The following is a 21,120-nucleotide window of genomic DNA, read 5'->3' on the forward strand; positions in this document are numbered from 1 at the left end:
GCATGGCTGCGGATGCGGTTGCAGGTGACTCTTCAGTCTAACTAACTGAAAATTAACGTTAAATTGGTCGGGCTGCAACTTTGCCCTCGGCATCCCTTCCGGCGTCGGCTCCCAGATCGCGGGCGGGGTGAAAAATGTGAAAAATGTTAGCAACTTAAATTCATAAAGGCCGACAAAGGGGCAGGAAATTAAGAAGTCTAACTAGGGGCTGGTCATGATCATCCATTTCAAAAAGATCGCTCTGTCGTCCTCAGTTTTTTCACTATCATTTCAAAAATTTAAAAGAAAATTCCATTGTAATATTTTTTTGAGTGGGCATCCTGCGCGCGCTTCGCTTATGCGACATGCGCTTTGATTTTTTAATTGTTCCCTGAGGGGATCTCATCAAAGGGAGGTTGGAGAGATGGTTGGAGCGATTACTGGCGGATGGCGCTTAATGTCAGGTATGAATTTTCAAACTCTGAGCAGTTTTCACAATCCGCTACAGGCCTATACGTATAATCCGGGCAAGGGGCTTTACCTCCCTCGCGAGATCAGGGATCCATTTCTCGCTCAGCCAGGCATGTCTCCGATCATGTCCGCATTTATGAGCGACCAAGGCATTCGGACGACTTCGGACTTTGATCCGCACACCGTGCGGGTGACGGATGCTGGGAAGAATGTGCTATTCGATCCTCTTGAAGCAAGGTATGTATCCGATAGTGGTCGCACTGTTTCGCGAGAATCCCTCAAACATTCGGATGATGATCCGTACGCCACGTGGGTGACGGATGCCATGGGGAAGGTGTCATCCGATCCTGACGCCGCTGGGGAGGAGTTCAAGCGGATACGTATCAATATGGAGACCAATGACCGAGGAGTCGGCGGCGCTTTATATGGGATGGCCTCCTTTGGCGAGGCGATATGGGGACAAGTCGATGAAGGGACTTTCGCGGCATTAAGAAATGTGAGGCTGGCGGCCGATGAAGAAAAAGACGAAACTACCCTCGCCAGAGAGCTTCTGATCCGCTCAGTTGCAAGCGCTAAAGTCGGCAATGATGAAGCCGCGCTTAACACGTTGCGGTTTGCAGTGGATAGTGAGGAGATGAAAAGTTCCGTTCCGCTGCAAATAACGAGTATGGTCATGTACGCCAACGTTCTCGTCAACCAAGGTTTTAAATACACCGGCGCGAAGAGAAACGAGGCACTGGAGTATCTCGGGGAGTTGATGAATGAAACGATTCCGGAGACTATACGGGAGGCAAAAGATGATTCATACGTCGCCGAGACGATGGAGTCCACGCTTCCGGATCTCTATGTTTATATAGCTGATTACTTTCTCGCACAGCACAGGCCGCTGGACGCGATGAACATCATCAATACCCTGAAAGAATATTATCCGGAACACCCGAAGACGCTGGCTCTTTTTGAGAACCCTTCCCCTGTGACGGGAGATGGCCCGAGCACGAAGGTAAGAACTCCGTTGCAGAACTTGATTGCAAGCCAGACTAGAGATCCCGAGGAGTCAGACCAGTCCTTCAATCACATTATTGCGGGCGCAGCAGAATTTTTGAGGACCTCCTCATTTGAAAACAACGTGGCTTATTGGAAGTCCGCGCTTTGCGGTGCCATACCGGCGTCGATAGCTGGCGCTGTGTACGGTTTCTTTTCAAATGGTTCGTTTTCCGCCGCCCTCATGGGCGCGGGACTGGGCGCTACGCTTTCCGTTGCCGCTTCAAAGATAAAGCGTGGAGCGACTTCTGAAGAGACGAGGCAGGCCTTCATTACCGGATACTCCGACACCAATCTCGGCCAGGTTGCATTTTCTGAAACGATGAAGCTTCTTGCCACCTATGCGTTTTTTGGTGGTGCGCTTCCCCTGCTTAATTTTATGCCGGATTTTACCTTGGCAGCCAGCGGAAATTTTACGGGTCAGCTGTACGGGCCGGGCAGCGTCTTGTCGTATTTTGTGAGCTCTGCGACGGAAAGGATGAATCAGCTTGTCACCTCGATTTCGGATACCAACTTTACCGACGGCTTCATGAATTTTTGGGATGGATGGAGAGCTACCAGCCCGTTCGCACAGGCGTTGCATAATGGCCTGACGCTTCCATTTCGACCATCCACGGATATAGTGGAGATGCTTTTTCAGCGTTACTCGACCTGGGACAAGGCCGTTGAATTCTACAAGACACTTCCATCTGATGGATTGGCTGGCGCAGCTATCTCGGCGGCGTCGGCGGCGCTTGCTTCCTACGTGGGAGCGTCTGGCCTATATGCCATTTTCAGTATGAATCCTACCCTTGCCGCCTTCATGAAGGACAAGCTGCCAAAGAACATAGACAGAAAACTTTTCCTAGGAGCCTATCTTGGGACCGTTGCGGGCATGGTCGCCTCGGGTTTTAATCCTCTTTCCGCATCCATTTTCACTCTGTTTTGTTATGCGGTTCAGTACCGCCATCACGTTCAGAGCGGGGGCGACTGGAGGATATACAAAAAGGATGTTTTTAGGGGCCTGGATCTTTCAAAATTTATGAGGGCAGGTGCAATTCAGCTCTTATATATCGGACCCGGGAATGCGATAAAGCCGAATATCCCCAAGATCGACTGGATGGCCTCCACTTTCCCCGAGATAACGAATTACCTCTTGGCAAACGTCGAGGCGCATATGGGGATGGTCCCGTTTCTCGCGGCGCTAGGCGTTTTCCACGCGGCGTTTACTGGTCTCAACATCCGGCAGACCCTCCTGGCGAAATATGCAAAGGCATATACCTACGAGATCCCGGCAAACGTTTTGAAATTGAGCTTGGGATGGACATCGCTCGCCGGCAACGTCGCAGGAACGGCGATAAAGGAGTTTGGGATCGGGGCGAGCGTCACAGCGAGCTTCAGGGAGGCAGGAAATTCTCCGATTCAGCTGGATGCTGTTATGGGCAACCTGAAGAAGATAGGTCTGGAGCGTAAAAATTTGGAGGCCGCAGTGCCTGAAGGGCTCGCCTCGCCATTCGTCAAACTGTATGAACGGATGGCAGCCGAAGCCCTTGAAACGGAGAGGCAAGGAACCCTTGCGGCAAGATCAGGCGACGGAGCCAGATTCTTAAAGGATAACTATGCGATGCTTCCATTTCAGGAAAAGCTGATCAAGCTTACATCAAATTATTATGTAAGGTCCGATAGGTCGCCTTTCATACCTCCTCGTCCTGCCTCCAGTGAATACAACGATGTCGTCTTTAGGGCGCTGGTTACCACCGAGACTCCTGGCGAAGTGGTTGACGAATATCTTTCGAGATTGCGCATCATTCTTACGGACTTGGATCCGGCGCTCGCCGATGTGCGCCACAACCTTTTGGTCGCTACAATTTGTGCTGTAGCAGGAGCGGCACATGGCGACAGGATAAAAGGCTTTTTGGATAGCGAAGATGTCTGGTTGGTCATGCAGAGCTATGGACTCATTGCTCTCTACGAGAAGGTTGCTGAAAAACGGGGAACGTATGACAGTGAGGCATGGAAGGCTTTGAGAATATTGCCAGGCAGTTCGAGGGGATTTATCGCCAAGCATTTCAGAAAACCGGTGCTTTCTCAGGAAGATAAATTCTATAATGCCGCTACAGTGCCAGGGAGGAGTTTCCCGTTCAGCGGCGTCGTCACTGGCAATTCGGTGGTTCAAAACGGGTCGCCACTCTTTGCTTTCTTGCTTTCCGCCATACAGGGGGATCCCGCATTTGAAACCAAGGCCGATCCCACGTTTTTCAAAGGCACGCTGTACAAAATTTTGATGGGGAATCCTGCCAAAGCTGAAATGGGCATGGAACAGTACAGAGTTGAATATCTGTTACCCCTGCTTTCAGGGGTATTGAACTCTGCCTCGAAGCTGAACGATTCCAGATTTGACATACGCCATAATCTGTTGACGACTATATGGCTGGCTTCGAATGGCCCTCATTCTGAACTTCTAAAAAAGTGGATTGAGGAACACAAGCATCTGTACAATGCCCACGGCATCTACGGGGAACCGAAGATAGGCTCCAAGGTAGTCGCCCTGCCAAGGAGCCGGAGCTTGAAGGAAAGGCGGCTTATCAATGCCCTATTTAAGCAGTACCTCGTCAATTCGACAAATTCAGCGGACGGCAAGGTGCGGTACAATATGCCTCCAAAGGCTGGGCCTATGAGGTGGAGCAGCCTCGAGTCTCTCAAATAATCTACGGAGCGATGTCGCCGTTGTTCTATAGGAGAGGCGTTTCGGGGCGGCGTATTTGACAAATCAATCGGTTTTCAAGAGGCAGGCGGTCGATTGGCCGGCCTGCCTTTTTATGCCTTTCATGGGTTGCTAAGCATCTCCGCTTCTGTTAGCCTCCACGAAATTTTTCGAGAGTTTAAAAGGGAGATACGAAATGTCTAAGGCGCTTTCCAAGGAGTTTATACGCAGGAGAAGAATCAACTGGCTTTCATTGGCCTTTCTTTACGGTTCCTTTTACGCCTTGAGGTACAACCTGTCGCTGGCAAACAAATCGATCTGCGACGAGTACGGGTTTAGCAACGCCCAGTTCGGCCTTATTATCACGGCGACCTACGTGGCATACGCCATAGGACAGTTTGTGAATGGCCCGATCGTGGATCGCTTCGGCGGCAAGAAGATGATGCTCTTCGGCGCAGCCGGAACGATAATAGCCAACATCCTTTTCGGCATAAGCGCGTACACCGGCGTGCTGAACCTGTTCGTCGCTGTTTGGGTGTTAAATGGTTATATGCAGGCATACGGTTCTCCCGGAAATTTGAAGGTCAACGGAAGCTGGTTCGATACCAAAGAGCGCGGCCTCTTCGCTGGAATTTTTACCGCTGTCGTTTACTGCGGAAGACTTGCCATCATGATATTCGGGCCCCTCATCATAGCCAAATATCATTGGAAATGGGTCTTCATAGCGCCGGCGCTCGTAACAGTTCTAGTCTCTCTAGTCGTCTTGTTTTTTGTGAAGGAGACGCCTAAAGAGGCCGGCTTCGACGATATTGATTTTGCTCAGAGCAAGGTAGAAGAGGGGTCGCACGTAGGCTTTCTCACTTCTCTCAAGATAGTTCTTTCCAATAAATATATGTGGATAATGGGTTTCGCATATCTTTCGACGGGGGTCGTCAGAAATGGGCTCGAGCAGTGGTTTCCGAAATACCTGCAGGAAGTTCACAATATCATGCCGGGCTCCGTAAAATTTGGCGCGCAGGCGGTGCTGATGCCGATAGCCGCACTCTCTGGTGCGATAGTGGCCGGCTGGATTTCAGACAGGCTTTTTGCTGCCAGAAGAGGTCCGATAGTTGCGATCATGTATTTCGCGCAGGCGATTTTACTTTTGCTTTTCATCTTCGCAATAAATCCGCTTTGGTGTGGCATCCTTCTCATAATACTTTCATTCATGTTCAGTGGGCCGCATTCGATCGTAGGCAGCGCCGTGGCGATGGACTTCGGCGGCAGGGAGGCTACCGCTACCGCGCACGGCTTCGTCGATGCCATGCAGTACGTTGGCGCATCGCTCGTCGGCGTAGTCATGGGAAAGATAATAGATATTTTCGGTTGGAAGGGCTGGGGTCCGAGCCTCATAGCCTTCGCGGTTATGGGAGGACTCCTCATGTGCCTCGTATGGAACGTAAAGGGCGATCAAGTTGCCTGTAAAACAAGGGGAAAAAACTAAGCAACTTCCTGCGTTACAAAGCGATAAATCTGCGGGAATTGAGTTTGAGCATTGCTCGTGTGTTGTCGGTCCATCTTAAACAAAGGATGTTAGCATGAACAGGCAGATCACGAAGGAAGGTATCTTAGACTCATTTGCTTACAGAACGTATAAAGAAATTTTTGAGAGGAACGGTGTCCAAACTATAGATCCATACAGCTTCGATTCTTTTTCCAACGAGCTTTCAAATCATCCCCCGATATTTATGATTCAGACTCAAGGGCATATGCCTAGAGTCAACTACATGGGCGCGAACAGCTCGCTAAGTCCTGCCGAGCGAGGTTGGGTTTCCTCAGGTACAGATACGGGAGGGCAAACCTTTTATGTGCTGGACGAGGCTATGGCGCTTGCGAAACTTGGGCACAGTATAGTGATCATAGCGCAGAGGTTCGACGACGGTCCTGCGTATCTCAATTGGTTCCAGCATAAAAGCGGCGGGAAGGTGGAGATAGTGAGGGTGCCGGCCGGTGGCATACAGGCGGGGGATCACGGAAAGCCTGTAAAAAGCCGGTATGAATTTGTCAGGAAAGAAGATCTGTATCCCAATCTGTATGGGACATCTGTCGATGTTTCAGCAATAGCCCTCCTCAGAGGGGCGTACGGTTTCATAGGAGGGTATGCCGACGGTGGGGTTGTAGCGGTTGCAGCGGGCCAGGCGCTTGGAAGACCGTCCATTTTCATTGCTCACTCGATGGGGCTGAGAAAACTTTCTCTTTCCGGAAGAGATGTAAGAGATCCGAATTCTTACTACGAATCAAAATTGTGGTTCGGTCCGAGGCTTCACGCGGAAAGGGCTTCGTTTTTAGGCGCCGATTTCGTGGTTGCCAACACTCCAGATGAAAACCGTGCTTACGCCGAGCTGTACGGAATAGATGTGCCGAATTCGCGGATGCTTCCTCCGGGCGTGAATCGAGCATTTTTCATAGACGAGTGTGATGAGCACGAGTGCTATCGCACGGCCGCGGCGCAGAAGGTCTCTGCGCACGATCTCAAAAGAGACAGATATTTCATGAGCTGGGGAAGGATTGCCCACGATAAAAATCTCGCAGGCCAAGTTCGAATACTCGGCGAACTCAAGGGAATGTATCCAGAAGAATATAAAGATGTGAAGCTCCTAATGATAGGTGGGAATCCTGAGAATCCAACTGAAGAGGAAAGGGCCGAGATTCAGAAGGTGTGCGATGTGGCGGGTGAGTACGGGCTTGAAGTCAGCGCGAAAGGCGATATCGTCAGAATAGGAAATCTCGATTCCAGCGTCATAGCGCTTCTAGCTAAGGATGCCATCGCCTATCTCGGAACGCAATTTCATGAGCCGTTTGGAATGGCCCCCGCCGAGATGCTTGCTGTCGGAGGAAAAGGATTCGTCGTTGTGCCTGAGGTATCTGGGTTTGCCAAGTGGATTAGAGCAAACGGCTTAGGTGATTCGGTTTCTATAATCGATCTCGGAACTAAAAGCGCCTCGCAGCAATTCGATATCGAGGCTTACAAAATAGCTGCGGAGAAGATCCATTTGTTTAGGAAGCACCCCGATCTGAAAAAACGAATCGAAAGGGGCGCCAAATTCGCCGATGAGAATCTTAGATGGGAGAGGTTGGCTAGGACGAAGCTAGGCGTACTCCAAGATAGCGCGAAGGAGAAGGCTTTCAGGCCGAGCCTTTATCTGGCTATGCCTGCATGGTACAGGAGCCCACATACCATAGTGGATGTCGCCACAGGGAACTTCCCGCGCATGCCATCGACTTCCGACCAGTCTCTTGCGTGGATGAGCGAAGTTGTCAAAGATATAGGTGGTCAGGTTGCAGGCTGGCTAATCAAAAACCCCTCAGCTTCGAGGAAGCTGATTACAGTTGATGGAGAGAACTCCGAGATTTTTGCCGATTTGCTGGCTGCTTCAATAGATTCGCCGACCTCCCGTGTTCAAAGAGTTGCAAGTGAGGTGTTGGGGAATGTCCCGCAAGAACTTATCAGGAGAACAATGCACTCTTCCAGATTCCATGACAGCGATTTTGCGGTTTATGGAGGAGGCAAAGTCTTCCTCGAAGAAAACGCTAGGGTGTTCGTTACCAACCGTCCTAACTTAGTCGGGGATCTTCACATCGCCCTTGGGGCAAACGCGCTGAACGCTGCGACAGCCAACATAGTCGTAAGCGGACAGACATGGTATATGAATACAGCTATGCCTTGCTTTATGGCACTTGCTTCCAGAATGCCAGTGCTTCACTGATGTGAATGGCTATTCCATACACGTTTCGTCTTGCCTAAAAGCGGTGCGTCAATATACTCCACAGAATGTAGTTGTATTCCGTTGAATGGAGATCTTTCATGACGGTCAAAAATAAGGTTCAGCTCATAACGTATCCGGATTCGCTCGGCGGGGATCTGAGGACCCTCAACAGAGTTATGTTGGATTTTTTTCCAGATCTTTTCCAGGGCGGCGTGCACATACTTCCCCCTTTTCCATCCTCAGGGGACAGGGGTTTCGCTCCGCTGAGCTATTTTGAAATCGATCCAAAATTTGGATCATGGGATGAGATACGCGCGATTTCGTCTCATGCGGACGTTCTTCTCGATCTAATGGTCAACCATGTATCGAAAGAGTCTCCATACTTTCAGGATTTTTTGAAGCACGGAAGGTCTTCGCAATATGCAGACATGTTTCTCACTATCGACAAGATATGGGAGGATTCCGTCCCAAAAGAGGAAGACATAGCCAAGATATTTTTGAGAAGGAAAGTCCCTTATTCAGAATTTGTTATTTCTGATACGGGCAAAACGGAGACGGTTTGGACTACCTTTGGGAAACAGAATCCCTCCGAGCAGATAGATGTGGATTTGAGTTCTGATACTGTAAAAAAACTTTTTGTCGATGTCCTTGAAAAGTTCAGCAAGAACGGAGTGAGGATAGTGAGGCTGGATGCCATAGGTTATATCATAAAGAAGATGGGCACGAGTTGCTTTTTCGTCGAACCTGAAATTTACAGTTTCATCGACTGGATAAACGGGGTTGCATCTTCTTTAGGTCTGGAACTCCTCCCTGAGGTGCACGCCCACCACTCGATTCAATTTAAACTCTCCAATCATGGATGCTGGATATACGATTTTATACTCCCCTATTTGGTGTTGGATGCCATGGTGAACAGATATTCGCGTAAGCTCGCCGAATATCTTGGGAGCCGACCTAAGAGGCAGTTTACGATGCTTGACTGTCATGATGGCATACCGGTCAAACCCGACATGGACGGTCTTGTTAAAACCGACGATGCCAGAAAGCTGGTAGAACATTGCATGAAGATGGGGGCCAATCTCAGCCTTATATTTTCAGATAAGCACAAGGACCCCGACGGATTTGATGTCCATCAAATAAGATGCACCTATTACTCGGCGCTTGGCTGCGACGATGATGCATACATAGCGGCAAGGGCCATTCAGCTTTTTACACCCGGGATTCCCCAGATCTACTACGTTGGTCTTCTGGCGGGAGAGAATGACTACGAGGGGGTCGAGGCTTCAAAGGAAGGAAGGGAAATCAACAGGCACAACTTTACTATCGATGAGATATCGCAGTGCATGGGCAAACCCGTCGTTCAGAGACTGATCAAACTGATCAGGTTCAGAAATGAACATCCAGCCTTTGAAGGTAAATTTTCCGTCTTCTCTCCTTCGGAAAAGGAAATAAAACTTTCATGGAATAATGGGGGCGATTTTTGCTCGGTGCTTGTCAATATGTCCGACTATAGTTCGCAGGTGGAGTGTTCATCAGTGGGTTCGATCAAGAAAAGTTTCAAGGCATAAAAAATCGGGGATATGTGTTGGATATATCCCCGAATCTATCTAGGTCTGTTGCCCACCGTTATTTTATCTTCTTGATGTGAGGCGATCGCTTATTCCAAGTCATCGCGAATAGTATGGAGCCAAGAAATGCCGCCCCGGCAAAGAAATATATGCCTCCGGCCCATCCGTACTTGTCAACGAGAAGCCCGGTTCCAAGTCCTGAAATAGCGGCTCCGATATATCCGAAAGCGCCGGTAACTCCGGCCGCCGTAGAGGCGGCTTGTTTACAAGCGAAGTCCGTAGCTGCAACCGGGACGAGAAGCTGTGGACCATAGACGAGAATGCCGGCTGCTATCAGAAGAGCTGTATCGATCATCGGTCTGCCCGGAGGGAGTATCCAGAGCAACGATACGACGACTCCGAGGAGAATCATCGAGATCGTTGCGAGGGGCCCTCGCCTTCCTCTGAAAATTTTGTCAGAGACCCATCCAGCCCCGATTGCGCCGAGCATCCCTGCCAGCTCGAATGCCGCTGTTTTGAATCCGGCGCCAACTAGGCCCGACCCTCTCGCTTCGGTGAGGAATGTGGGAGCCCAGTCCATTATGCCAACCCGGACCACGTAGACGAATATGTTGGCGGTGGCGACGATCCATAGAAGTCTGTTTCGGAATATGTGGTCCTTCATTATCACCATGAAGGGTTTTGTGTCTCCGGCATCTGGGTCCGCTTCGGTGGTTTCCCCGCGGTGTTTTTCTATCGGAGGAAGGCCGACGGATTGCGGGGTGTCACGAAGCCGGTTGATCAGCCAGAAAGATGTTAAAATCGCTATCGCTGCCGGAATGTAGAAGGAGAATCTCCATCCATAACGGGGTATGAGCCATCCGGCGAAGACCATTATTCCGGCTCCGCCTATCTGATGCGCCGTGCTCTGTATCCCCCATATGGTTCCGAGTTCAGTAGGGCTGAACCATCTTGTGAGAAGTCTTACGCTGGCGGGCATGCCGAGAGACTGCACCCAAGCGTTTAACAGCCAGAAAAATCCAAAGGCCATTATTCCGCTGCTCATTCCAAAAAAGAAATTGATTACGCCGGAAAGCAGAAGTCCGAATGCCATCAGATATCTGGCGTTGGTGTAGTCGCCAAGGACGCCGTTTACGAATTTACCGATTCCGTAAAGTATCGCAAAGAGAGTCAGTATAGCTCCAAAATCGGTCTTTGTGTAACCGAGTTCCTGAAGCATGACAGGCATGGCCATCGAGAAATTTTTTCTCACAAAATAGTAGATGGCGTAACCGACGACCATACCGTATAGGTTGCGAGTTCTAAAATGCTTGTAGAGCCTCTTTCTTTCCTCCGGATCCTCTATTTGAGGGATATAGGGGGCTGGCTTTATGAGGGAGATTAAGCTTGCCATCTAGGGCCTCCGTTTGGAATGTAAGCGCGCGTTTTTTATCCAAAAATAAAGATTCGGAATACTATCCTTCGAACTTCGGAAAGCAAGCAATTATTTTCCGCATCTGCTTAGTTGCAGGCTCTAATTTCCGACCTTGTAGTCTCCTCCATTTGCTCGGCCACTGCACTCTTGGTGCGGTTGCAGCGGTATATGGGTGTAAAACGCCGATTTTGCGGCCTTTACTGTTGCCTAAGAGGACGAAAAGGAAAAAGGTAGCAACTTTTCCCTGCCATGGTCGAAAAAGCTGGCGGAAATAGGTTTTAGGCCAATATTTAACTAACGCCGAGGATTTGATGCGCGCTTCTGCACCGTTTTTTTCGTCGATCTTTCCGATGGCAAGCAGTTTTTCTGCCAATACCTATGCCTCCCCCGTATCTTCACCATTTCTTGCTTATGATCTTTTGAATGATCCGGCGATCAATGCTGCGCGCCCCTCCTTTTTGACCTCTCCGATAGCAAGGGCGAATGTCGTTTCATCTATACATGGTGAAATAGATACTCTGAATCTTTATCTGTCGGAAGCCTACAAGGCTCATTCCTCTCTTGATCCGGAGGCGGCGCGAAGCTGTTTCAAAAAGGCCAGTGCTATTTTGGAATCCCGATTTGAGCCCTCCGCAGGTTATGAGGTTCGCATACTGGATGTAATAGATGACGGCAGGAGACTTCATCGTGAGGCCGTCTTCGGAGCGGCGGCCTATGTTACTCCCAATGATGCCGTGGAAACCCTCAAGTCGTTAAATGGCATCATAGCTGATTTAAGCAAGGAATCTTCGGATGCCTCTGGCGTTGACCTGGTCAGGGCTAATTTGCTCAAGGCTTTTGCTTTGATGAAACACACATCTGCCTTCACTATCCAAAGGTCCGAACGCTACGAATCGGTGGAGAGATTGATCGGCGAGGTTCTAGAAAATCCCGCTTCTCAAGAAGATGACAATATCGTTTTTTCAGCCAGAGCCCTTTTATTGGAGTCCTTGGCAAGGCAGACTGAGAGAGCTCATCACAGGAGAGATTTCAAGGCGAGAAAAGTTCTGCTCGGGAAAATGATGGCCGCGGCCGACGATCTTGCGAAGATGGGGGTCGAGCTCTCTTCCGGCCATGTCGATATAGCCGCTAGGTACGAGGAGCGCATCATCTCTCTGCTCATCGGTATGAAGACTTGGGCGCTGGGGTTGGACAGAGCTAGGCGTTTTACCGAAAATGGAATCTACGCCACAACGGATTCCTCGCGTTCCGTGCTCTCCATGCCGGAGCTTTCGCCATATATTGAGGACGGAAGAATTCTCAGCAGGGAGGAGTTGAAAGCCAGGTCCCCTTTTCTCAAGGGGCTCATCGCCAGGATAAAAGCGGCTCTTGCCAATGCGCATTCCGAGAGCCTTTCACAGAGTGTAATGATTGGAGGAGTTGCGGCTGCCGCTACGATGGCGGCGGATTTTATGTTTGATGGAAGGATAGAGTCGGCTGTCGTCCCCGCAATGATTGCCGGGGGAGCCTCCCTTTTCAATAAGTTGAGAAATGGGTGGAACACCGATGAGGCGCTCTCCGCCGCTTCGATAGGGCTTTATGAGAGAAGCATGAAAGAGTCCATCAGCGATGTCGCCGGTCTTGCCTTGAAAGGCGGCCTCGAAATAGGCGCGTGGCTTGCCCCGACCTCCCTCGCTCAAATTTTGCCCGAGGCCTCATTGCTCACCACGACTATACTGGGCAGGGCATTTCAGATGTACGGCAGTTTCTTTTCCGGCGCTGCAAGGGGAGCCATGGCGCTATATGATCCTGCGACATATTCGAACATCGCGGGCAGTTTTGATTCATCCCTTTCAATCGGAGATGCCGTCTCTTTCCTACTGAAGGCTTATGAAGCGGGGGCTGCCACCCAGTACCTCGGATATCTTTTATTTCCCAAACGAAGGCGCTTTTTGGCCAAGACGGCAAAATTTTTCATCCCAGGGGCTGTTATCTTGGGAGCTGATCTCGGTATGGCGATATCAGGCAATGACGATTTCTGGGACAGGTTCATAAGGGGTTCGATATCCATTGCTGAAGGGACATCGATGCTTATGGCCGCTGGCGTCATAGCCCTCGCGAGGACTAAATCCTTTAAAGATTCCATTTCGTCCATGGTCAGCGGGCTAAAAAGGGCGGATCACAATGCGCTGGTTGCAATAGCTCTCACCGTCGGGGTTTCATCCGCGATGGGCGGTGTTATGACAAAGGGGTTGCCCAAACCCGACAATATGGCCCTCATCGCCATCAAGGGAGCTGCCGTCACGCTGGGACTCTTGCCGATCACGATACTTATCAGCGGAGTAATGAAAAGGAATGTGGAGCTTTTCGACAACATAAAAGAGGGATGGGATGATTCGAAGGGGACCGGATTTTTCAATCGCCTTGTCCAGTCGGCGATCGGCGGAGTGAATTCATTCTGGACTCCGTATGTATTCAATCGGGTCGGGAGATCCCCGACTCTGGACGTTCCGAGCGCCGCTCTCAGGACCTATATAGGTTGGGATACAAATGTAGGATACTCTTCATTTGTTGGGGTAAATTTTGTCTTTACGAATCCGGCCGCAACGATGGTTTTTCCCGAGACCGGCGGTGTCGAATGGGAGAGGGCGGCATTCGTAGAGATGTTGGAGCATGGACGTCATGACGAAGTGATAGACCATTGGATAAAGGCCTCACAGCGAATGCCGCTCAGCCATTTTTTCAGGCCGCATAATCTTTCAGATAAATTTTTCCCGCTGACGGCCGTAAGAAGAATAGTGAGACCTCCGATTTTTCCGTTGATGCCGCAGGCCCATTATTTTGGGGCGCTTGAGCAGCTGCTGGAGGGCGGTTATCTCAACTCGCTTGGAAAGTCAGAAATGAAGACGATGTTTGAAGCGATATTGCAGTTCGCCGACGCAGCTTTTGCACCGGCGTCCGATATCGACGAAGAAGCGAAAAAAGCGATGCACCAGGATGTTTTGAGGCCGCTTATCCAGACCCTGTACATGGCGAGGCAGAACGAGGCAAATGGCGAAGCTATTTCGGAATTCTTTGCCGAGAATTCATGGCTCATGGACATGCTTGCGATAGATGGCAACTCCACTCCTGCTCCTGGAGGAAGGTATAGAAGGCAGCGCAGGTCTTTTGTAAGAAAAGTAGTGAAGATGAACGGTGCGCGATACGATGAGCATGTCAGGGAGCACTCTGCCAGAAAGAGGGCTCCCCTCCTTGGCCCCGACGCTTTCAGCCTCTAGAATAAGGTTCGACTATGTAGTTTACTCCTTCATGCTCAATAGCTGCACGACTCTCTGCGGGTTTTGTCTTTGACTCCGAGCTTATCCTGTGGAGCAGAAAGCCTCCTGAAATTACGGCTATGACGCCAAGCGCCGTTGCGAGTTCATACTTCGCCAGAAGAAAGCCGCCTATGGCGAAATTGAAAGTGGCGAAGAACAAGATGCCAACGAGAGTATTGACTATCGCTCTTGCTGCAAACCCGCCGGATTTTATGCCGTACTTTTTGTAAATATAATTCCATCCCGGCGATCCGGGCTGAATCTTTTCAACGAATGCCACGAGAACTTTCTCATCCACGGGTTTGGTCAAGAAGGTAACAGTCAGCCATACTACTGCCGAAAGAACGACGTTTATTATTATCTTGTAGCCGAATCCCATATCTGGGTGGAAGATCGAAATGTATATAGCGATTATTCCGGATGAGATCATGCCTGAAAATTCAGACCAGGCGTTGATGCGCCACCAGAACCAGCGTAGCACCCAGGTGACTCCTGCGCCGCTGGCAAAGGATATTATGAACTTCCATGAATCGCCGACCGATTTCATGTTGAGCGAAATCAGAATAGCTATGCCGAGGCTGAGTACAGTAGCGACTCTAGACATTCCGACGTAATGTTTTTCCGAGGCGTTTTTCACGAGAAAGCGGCGGTAGATGTCGTTGATCATATACGATCCGCCGAGGTTGATGTGGGTGGATATCGTTGACATGAATGCCGCGATCAGGGAGACAAGCATGATCCCCAGGATGCCGTGCGGCAGCCATTTCGCCATCATCCAGACGTAGGTCATTTCCGGGTCGGCTATGTCACGGCCGTAAATTGTCAGGGCGCAGAGCGCTACTATGATCCATGGCCAGGTTTGAATCGCATAATTCATCACCGTGAAAAAGAACGTGGCGAGCGTAGCGTGCTTTTCATTTTTTGCAGCGGACATGCGCTGGATATGTTTTCCTCCGCCGTCGGAATATTTCTGCGACCACCACTGTACGAGGATATAGACGAGAAAGGCGCTCATCGGAACGCCCTTGAATATCTGGGAGGTCGAATCCCAGCTCGGCACGAAGGAGAGTGCTCCGCTGTTTTCGCCGAACATGCTGTTGATCGTGGCAACGAGCTGTTCGGTTCCGCCGGCCCCCTTGAGCGAATAGTACATAAGGGCGAATGATCCTAAGAGACAAAAACCGTACTGGATGAAATCGGTGAGGATCACTCCGTATAGTCCCGAGGCTAGGGAATATACAGTCACAGCTACCGCAGACCCTACGACTATCCAGAACGGATCTATATTGGTGAAACCTCTGAGGACCTTGAATACCGCCAAGAATACCCATCCCATCACGAAGCAGTTGACGAGAATCCCGAAATAGCATCCCTTGAATACCCGCAGCGCTGCTGCCGGTTTTCCGCTATATCTTCTTTCCACGATCTCCGCGTCGGTCATCACCTGTGCCTTCCTCCACATCTTGGCGAAGAAAAATGTGGCAACCATTCCGGATATCGCCGATGACCAGAAAAACCATACTCCTCCGACGCCTTCTGTGAATACGTATTTTGTGATAGCGAGAGGGGTATCTATTGAAAAATTTGTTGCAGCCATCGATGCGCCGATAAGCCACCACGGCATGCTTCTACCGGTGAGGAAGAATTGATCCACATCCTTCGATGCGCGCTTTGTATAGTAAAACCCGAGCACTATACATACGACGGTGTAAATCGCCATAATCCAGTAGTCGATTGCTGCTAGAACTCTCATTTTGCCTCCGTGGATTTATTCAATAGATTTATTTCAGCGCCGCAGCTGCCCTGGCTATCTTTGCGAGCCTCGCATTTACTAGGCGTAGCTGGCTTATCAGTTCGAGATGTATCGTGCTCGTCTCATGGCTTTCAGCGCGCATCTCGTTCAACCTCATCAGATGTGAATGTCTGAGATCGCGTTCTATGTCGTCCATGTAACGTTCGTGGCGCTGTATCTTCCTGAAGATATCCTCGTCGGGGTGAACCATCATTGCCATCGTCAGATCGAAATTTTCACTTATCAGAGAAAACAGCTTTTCGAGTTCTGCCCATCCTTCTTCTGAAAAACGAACCATCTTTTTTCGCTTTTTGAACGACAGCGCGACTATGTCCTTTGAAACAATGTCGCCTATCGCCTCTATTTCGTCCCCGATGCTCAGAAGCGACATCTGCGTCTGCGACTGATTTTCTGTCAGGCTTTTCTGTGATATTTTGGCTATGTAAAATCTTATGGCCTTTTCGAGAACATCAATCCTGTCGTCGTCATTTTCAATGCTCTCGACGATTCCCTGGTGATCGACGTTCGTATGAAATATTTTTAGCGAGAGTTTGAACATCATCCTTGCGATCTGCGCGATGCGCATCGTTTCGCTCTTTGCCTGCGCGAAGGCCAATGCAGGGGTCTCCAGCGCCGCTTCATCGATGTACTTAGGTTTGAATCTCTTTTCTCCTATATCGCGGTAGGGGATGAGCTTTTGGATCATCCAGACGAATGGCCCTGCGAGTGGCATGAATAGTATTGCGAGAAAAGCGTTGAACGTTATGTGGGTGAGGGCGATTTTGCCGGACGCTGCGAGCGCAGGCAGGATGCTCTGATTGGTTATTACATGATCGATCCTATCTATGAGAGCGGCGAACTGGTCCAGAAACGGGAATACTATCGCTACGCCCATGAGTTTTACCATCACGTGCGCAAGGGCCACCTGCCTGCCGCGTATTCCCATTCCAAAGCACGAGAGTCCCGCAGTCACGCACGTTCCGATGTTCGCGCCCAGCACGATCGGGATGGATGTTTCGAATGTCAGGACTCCTGAATACGAGAGCGCTATCGCAAGCCCTATCGTCGCAGCCGAAGAATGTATCAACCCGCTGAATATCGTTGCGAATATTATGTTCCAGAACGGGTTTTTCGCCAGAAACTGGAATATCGTGATTGCCGCTTCGCTTTCCCTGAGAGGGGTGGCAGCTGATGTCATCAGGCCCATTCCAAAGAAGATCATTCCGAAGCCGAGGATTATCGCGCCGACGTATTTCACCATCGGAACCTTGGAAAGTTTTTCGAGTGCGATGCCGAGCGCTATTACCAGAAGCGCGTAGTGGGTTATTTTCTTAAAGGTCAGGAGGATGACCACGAAGGTCGTTCCGATATCCGCGCCGAGTATCACGCCGAATGCCTGCGTCAGGGTTATTAGCTGTGCTTCTGCGAAGCTTACGAGTATTACCGTGGTGGCGGTGGAGCTCTGCAGGACTATCGTGATCAGCGCTCCGAAAATCAGAGCGAAAAAACGATTCTTGGTCATCTTGCCGAGCAGCATTCTCAGGCGTTCGCCTGCCGCGAGCTGCAGGCCCTGCCTTGCGGAATCGAGTCCGAAGAAGAAGAAGGCGAGGCCGCCAAGCATCGAAATCCAGTCGAAAGCCCCCACGCGGATCTCCTCTGCTGAAATGGTGTCCCGGCCCGTCTATACGAAAAGAAATGGTGGTGCAAGGAAAAAGGTCTCAGGTTCGAAGAGGATATTTCAACGATAACAACTTGTTAGATTGTTGCCGAAGTTTCGCCTTGGTTACTTCTTGAAGACTGCCAGAGCGTTGGTTATGCGTGCGAGTCCGGACTGCGAATATTCGAAATTTCCGATTTTAGCAAAAATCTGCGAGGAGCTGCCACCGTCTAGCGCCATGGCGTTTTTGCAGTCGAGGCCACCCTGAAATGGAGAGAGCGTCATCCTTCTGGCGAGCTCGGTCATCGATATTCCATATCCGGAAGTGATTGCGATTACAACCATGCCGTCCTCGGATATTCCCAGCGCGGATCTGGTAGCAAGGTTTTCCTTGAGTTTCGGTATGACTCCGTTGATCGCAAGCCTCGGGCCCACCTGCAGCGCGATGGATATATTTTCAGAGATGACGAAATCGGACGGCTTGGAAATTGACGGGACTCCATCTGAGATGGAAAATATGCTCCACCAGCTCGTTTTGTGGAGCCCGTTAAGAATTTTTCCGTTTCGCACTATCAAGCCGATCGATCTATGCTCAGGGGTGAAAAATCCTCCGTTTATAGCGATAAGCGGTTTTGTTTTTCTCGCCAGATCGAACACCGTGGCCCCTTCGACTTCGTCATCAGTCATGAGGATGTCGAATCGATAGAGCTTCGGGTCGATTTTGAAGGCGTTGAAAACGACGCGCTCTTTCTCGCCGATCACGAACGAATAAGAAGCGTGCTGGATCCCTTCAGCGAGCTTGTTCCAGATGTATGCCGCCTTCGGCGTCGCCAAAGCGAAGGGAGAGTCGGCCGACATAGCTAAAATTACAAAGGGGATGGCCCAAGCCATTTTTTTTATGAAGTTTTTTATCTTCCCCATATGTCGAGCACCGTTCCTTCGGTGAGTTTTTCATTTCCTTTCACTACGACCAAGTCATCTTCGCGCAATCCCTTTGCGATTTCGATCTTGCTGCCTACCTTTTCCTTCGGGACTACCTCCACCTTGTGCGCTATCCCGTTGATGACGGTAAAGACGTAATGCCTTCTGCGTTCCCGAATGAGAGCCTCCGCCGGTATCAGGTAGAAACGCTGTTTTTTGGGAGTTACAAACTCCACCTCGGCGGACATGCCTACTTTCAGATGACCATTGGCGTTTGGAACCTCTGCCCAGACTTTGAAGGTCTGCAGCTCAGGGTCTATGGTTGGGTCGATCTTCGTTATCTTCGCATGAATACTTTCGGCGCTTAAGTCGGGAAGCCTCACTGTCACGCCCATGCCGTTCGATATGGCTGAAGATTCATAGGAGGCGAGTTCGAAACGAGCGGTGAGCGGATCTACCTTGGTTATCTTTATCAACGCTTTTCCTGCAGGCGTGGCGGTTCCGACTGCTGCATTTATCTCCGACACTACTCCGCGTGCGGAACTCGTTATGCTGTTGCTGGAGGGGCTCTCCGTAAGCCTCGTCAGTTCCGCCTGAACTTTTTCGGCCCTCTGCTCGGCGGCATCGAGGTCGGGTTCTATATCGTCGTACTGCGACTGTTCAATGCGTCCCTCCTCGATGAGGCGGTCGCGGTTATTGAAGAGATACATGTTCTTGTCGATGTCGGCCTTGGCATCCCTGAGATCCTCCTGAAGTTTCGCGATCCTGTTCTTGATCTCCATTTCGGATATCTGAAAAAGAGGATCTCCAACCGAGACCTTGTCACCGACTGACACGAGCACCTTCTCAACGGTGATCTCTTTCGGGAAGGTGATTTCCTCAACCTTCGAAGGTTCGATGGTCGCCGGAACCTTTATCCTGTAATCCTTGTCCCTTATCGTCACCCCCTCTACTGTGACGGGGACTGCGCTTCCGCCGCCCTTGAAGAGTTTCCCAAGGAAGCCGTCGCTGTCGAAATCGCAGCCCTGAATCTGCGGGAGCACGGCAACTAGCGCGATGAGAATGACTCTTTTCACTCAAAACCTCCGTGTTTTCGAAGAATTATAGCGATGAATCCGGGGAGGGCAACCCTAAAAAGGGCTGTCTAACACCTCTTGACGCCTACCGGGCTGCATGTTAGCAAGGGCGCTCTTTTACTTCATAATTCAAGGGGTTTTGCGTATGGACATGGAGACTCTCGTATCTCTCTGCAAGCGCAGGGGGTTTGTCTTCCAATCTAGCGAGATATATGGCGGGATCAATGGCTTCTGGGATTTTGGGCCTGTCGGCGTCGAGTTGAAGCGCCGAATCAAGGACTCCTGGTGGCGCAGGATGGTTCAAGGGCGCGACGATGTCGTCGGCGTAGATACCTCCATAATAGCGCATCCGAGGACATGGGTCGCCTCCGGCCATGTTTCGAGCTTCAGCGATCCGATGGTGGACTGCAAGTCATGTAAAAAGCGTTTTCGGGCGGACGATATGCCGACTCCAAAAAAGGGAAACGCTGAAGGGTCATGTCCGGAATGCGGAGGAGAGCTTACCGATGCGCGCGCGTTCAACCTGATGTTTCAAACCTATGTCGGTGCGACATCGGACAACGCATCGCTCGCCTACCTTCGGCCCGAGACATGCCAGTCTATCTTCACGCAGTTCAAGAACGTTCAGACTGTCAGCAGGATGAAGGTGCCGTTTGGCATCGCGCAGATAGGCAAGGCCTTTAGAAATGAGATCACGCCGAGGAATTTCATCTTCAGGTCGAGGGAGTTCGAACAGATGGAGATGGAATTTTTCTGTCACGCCGACGAGTCCGACAAGTGGTTTGAGTATTGGGTCGCGGACAGGCGCGAATGGTTTGCATCGATAGGAATAAAACCTGAAAAGATCCGCATCAGAGAACATTCGAAGGAGGAGCTCGCGCACTATGCCAAGGCCTGCAGCGATGTCGAGTACGAGATGCCGTTCGGATGGTCCGAGATGGAAGGGATAGCCAACAGGTCAAATTATGATCTGACGCAGCATATGAACGAATCCGGCAAGGACATGAATTACTTCGACGATGTGAGGAAGGAAAAATTTGTTCCGCACGTGGTCGAGACCTCCGTCGGCGTGGATAGGACGGCTCTTGCGGTGCTGTGCGATGCCTACAGGGAAGAGGAGGTCGCCGGGGAGAAGAGGGTAGTGATGGGTTTCAACCCAGTTGTGGCCCCGGTGCAGATCGGCGTGCTGCCGCTTTCGAATAAGTTGAAGGAACCTGCGAAGAAGCTGGAGATGGATCTCAGAAAGAGGTTCGTCAGCGAATACGACGATGCGGGTTCCATCGGAAAGCGCTACAGGCGCCATGATGAAATAGGAACGCCATACTGTGTTACCTACGATTTTGATTCGGAGAGCGACCACGCTGCCACTGTGCGCGACCGTGATTCGATGAAACAGGAAAGAATACCGCTGGCAAATCTCGTCAGTTACTTCGAGGATAAATTTTCGAAGTTCTAGGGGAGACGCGATACAGCTCA

General features: G+C 50.5%; 12 protein-coding genes. 6 read left to right on the plus strand and 6 right to left on the minus strand.

The window, feature by feature from the left end; translation table 11 throughout:
• Positions 1–403 precede the first annotated feature (403 nt).
• From GX659_05285 to gtfA, 4 genes are all read left to right on the plus strand, one after another.
• Positions 404–4,177 carry a hypothetical protein gene (locus GX659_05285; GenBank protein NLD28201.1) on the plus strand — a complete coding sequence of 1,258 codons (3,774 nt, stop codon included), beginning with the start codon at positions 404–406 and terminating at the stop codon, positions 4,175–4,177.
• Positions 4,178–4,370: 193 nt separating this feature from the next.
• Positions 4,371–5,657: an MFS transporter gene (locus GX659_05290; GenBank protein NLD28202.1), complete on the plus strand. Its 1,287-nt coding sequence runs from the start codon at positions 4,371–4,373 to the stop codon at positions 5,655–5,657.
• A gap of 94 nt (positions 5,658–5,751) precedes the next feature.
• Positions 5,752–7,920 (plus strand): glycosyltransferase family 1 protein, encoded by a 2,169-nt coding sequence (locus GX659_05295; GenBank protein NLD28203.1) that lies wholly within the window; start codon positions 5,752–5,754, stop codon positions 7,918–7,920.
• A gap of 98 nt (positions 7,921–8,018) precedes the next feature.
• On the plus strand, positions 8,019–9,488 hold the full coding sequence (gene gtfA / locus GX659_05300; protein ID NLD28204.1) for a sucrose phosphorylase: 1,470 nt from the start codon (positions 8,019–8,021) through the stop codon (positions 9,486–9,488).
• Between the two features lie 58 nt (positions 9,489–9,546).
• Here gtfA and GX659_05305 read toward each other — a convergent pair whose 3' ends face one another.
• A complete protein-coding gene (locus GX659_05305; protein ID NLD28205.1) occupies positions 9,547–10,881 on the minus strand; it encodes an MFS transporter in 1,335 nt (444 codons plus the stop codon).
• A 61-nt stretch (positions 10,882–10,942) separates the two neighbouring features.
• Positions 10,943–11,275, minus strand: a complete 333-nt coding sequence (locus GX659_05310) for a hypothetical protein (GenBank protein ID NLD28206.1) — start codon at positions 11,273–11,275, stop codon at positions 10,943–10,945.
• Between GX659_05310 and GX659_05315 the strand changes: the two genes are divergently transcribed.
• Positions 11,253–14,159, plus strand: coding sequence for a hypothetical protein (locus tag GX659_05315; GenBank protein ID NLD28207.1), 2,907 nt, complete (start codon positions 11,253–11,255; stop codon positions 14,157–14,159). The genes GX659_05310 and GX659_05315 overlap by 23 nt on opposite strands.
• On the opposite strand, the gene GX659_05320 is transcribed toward GX659_05315, so the two are convergent.
• The 4 genes from GX659_05320 to GX659_05335 form a co-directional block, all read right to left on the minus strand.
• The gene (locus GX659_05320; protein NLD28208.1) at positions 14,149–15,951 is read right to left on the minus strand and encodes a Na+:solute symporter; all 1,803 of its coding nucleotides are present in this window, start codon (positions 15,949–15,951) and stop codon (positions 14,149–14,151) included. The genes GX659_05315 and GX659_05320 overlap by 11 nt on opposite strands.
• Before the next feature lie 28 nt (positions 15,952–15,979).
• Positions 15,980–17,635, minus strand: coding sequence for a Na/Pi cotransporter family protein (locus GX659_05325; protein NLD28209.1), 1,656 nt, complete (start codon positions 17,633–17,635; stop codon positions 15,980–15,982).
• Between the two features lie 138 nt (positions 17,636–17,773).
• Positions 17,774–18,568, minus strand: coding sequence for a phosphodiester glycosidase family protein (locus tag GX659_05330; GenBank protein ID NLD28210.1), 795 nt, complete (start codon positions 18,566–18,568; stop codon positions 17,774–17,776).
• Positions 18,556–19,644, minus strand: a complete 1,089-nt coding sequence (locus GX659_05335) for an efflux RND transporter periplasmic adaptor subunit (GenBank protein ID NLD28211.1) — start codon at positions 19,642–19,644, stop codon at positions 18,556–18,558. The genes GX659_05330 and GX659_05335 overlap by 13 nt, the downstream gene beginning before the upstream one ends.
• A 151-nt stretch (positions 19,645–19,795) precedes the next feature.
• Between GX659_05335 and GX659_05340 the strand changes: the two genes are divergently transcribed.
• Positions 19,796–21,100 (plus strand): glycine--tRNA ligase, encoded by a 1,305-nt coding sequence (locus GX659_05340; protein ID NLD28212.1) that lies wholly within the window; start codon positions 19,796–19,798, stop codon positions 21,098–21,100.
• The last annotated feature ends 20 nt before the right edge of the window (positions 21,101–21,120 follow it).

It is taken from the genome of Myxococcales bacterium (assembly GCA_012513515.1).
Taxonomy (GTDB): Bacteria; UBA10199; UBA10199; order 2-02-FULL-44-16; family JAAZCA01; genus JAAZCA01.

Bases quoted from the DNA above. Each gene is read 5' to 3' on its own strand.
- GX659_05285 (NLD28201.1), top strand. From the start codon at position 404: ATGGTTGGAGCGATTACTGGCGGATGGCGCTTAATGTCAGGTATGAAT.
- GX659_05290 (NLD28202.1), top strand. From the start codon at position 4,371: ATGTCTAAGGCGCTTTCCAAGGAGTTTATACGCAGGAGAAGAATCAAC.
- GX659_05295 (NLD28203.1), top strand. From the start codon at position 5,752: ATGAACAGGCAGATCACGAAGGAAGGTATCTTAGACTCATTTGCTTAC.
- gtfA (NLD28204.1), top strand. From the start codon at position 8,019: ATGACGGTCAAAAATAAGGTTCAGCTCATAACGTATCCGGATTCGCTC.
- GX659_05305 (NLD28205.1), bottom strand. From the start codon at position 10,881: ATGGCAAGCTTAATCTCCCTCATAAAGCCAGCCCCCTATATCCCTCAA.
- GX659_05315 (NLD28207.1), top strand. From the start codon at position 11,253: ATGGCAAGCAGTTTTTCTGCCAATACCTATGCCTCCCCCGTATCTTCA.
- GX659_05320 (NLD28208.1), bottom strand. From the start codon at position 15,951: ATGAGAGTTCTAGCAGCAATCGACTACTGGATTATGGCGATTTACACC.
- GX659_05330 (NLD28210.1), bottom strand. From the start codon at position 18,568: ATGGGGAAGATAAAAAACTTCATAAAAAAAATGGCTTGGGCCATCCCC.
- GX659_05340 (NLD28212.1), top strand. From the start codon at position 19,796: ATGGAGACTCTCGTATCTCTCTGCAAGCGCAGGGGGTTTGTCTTCCAA.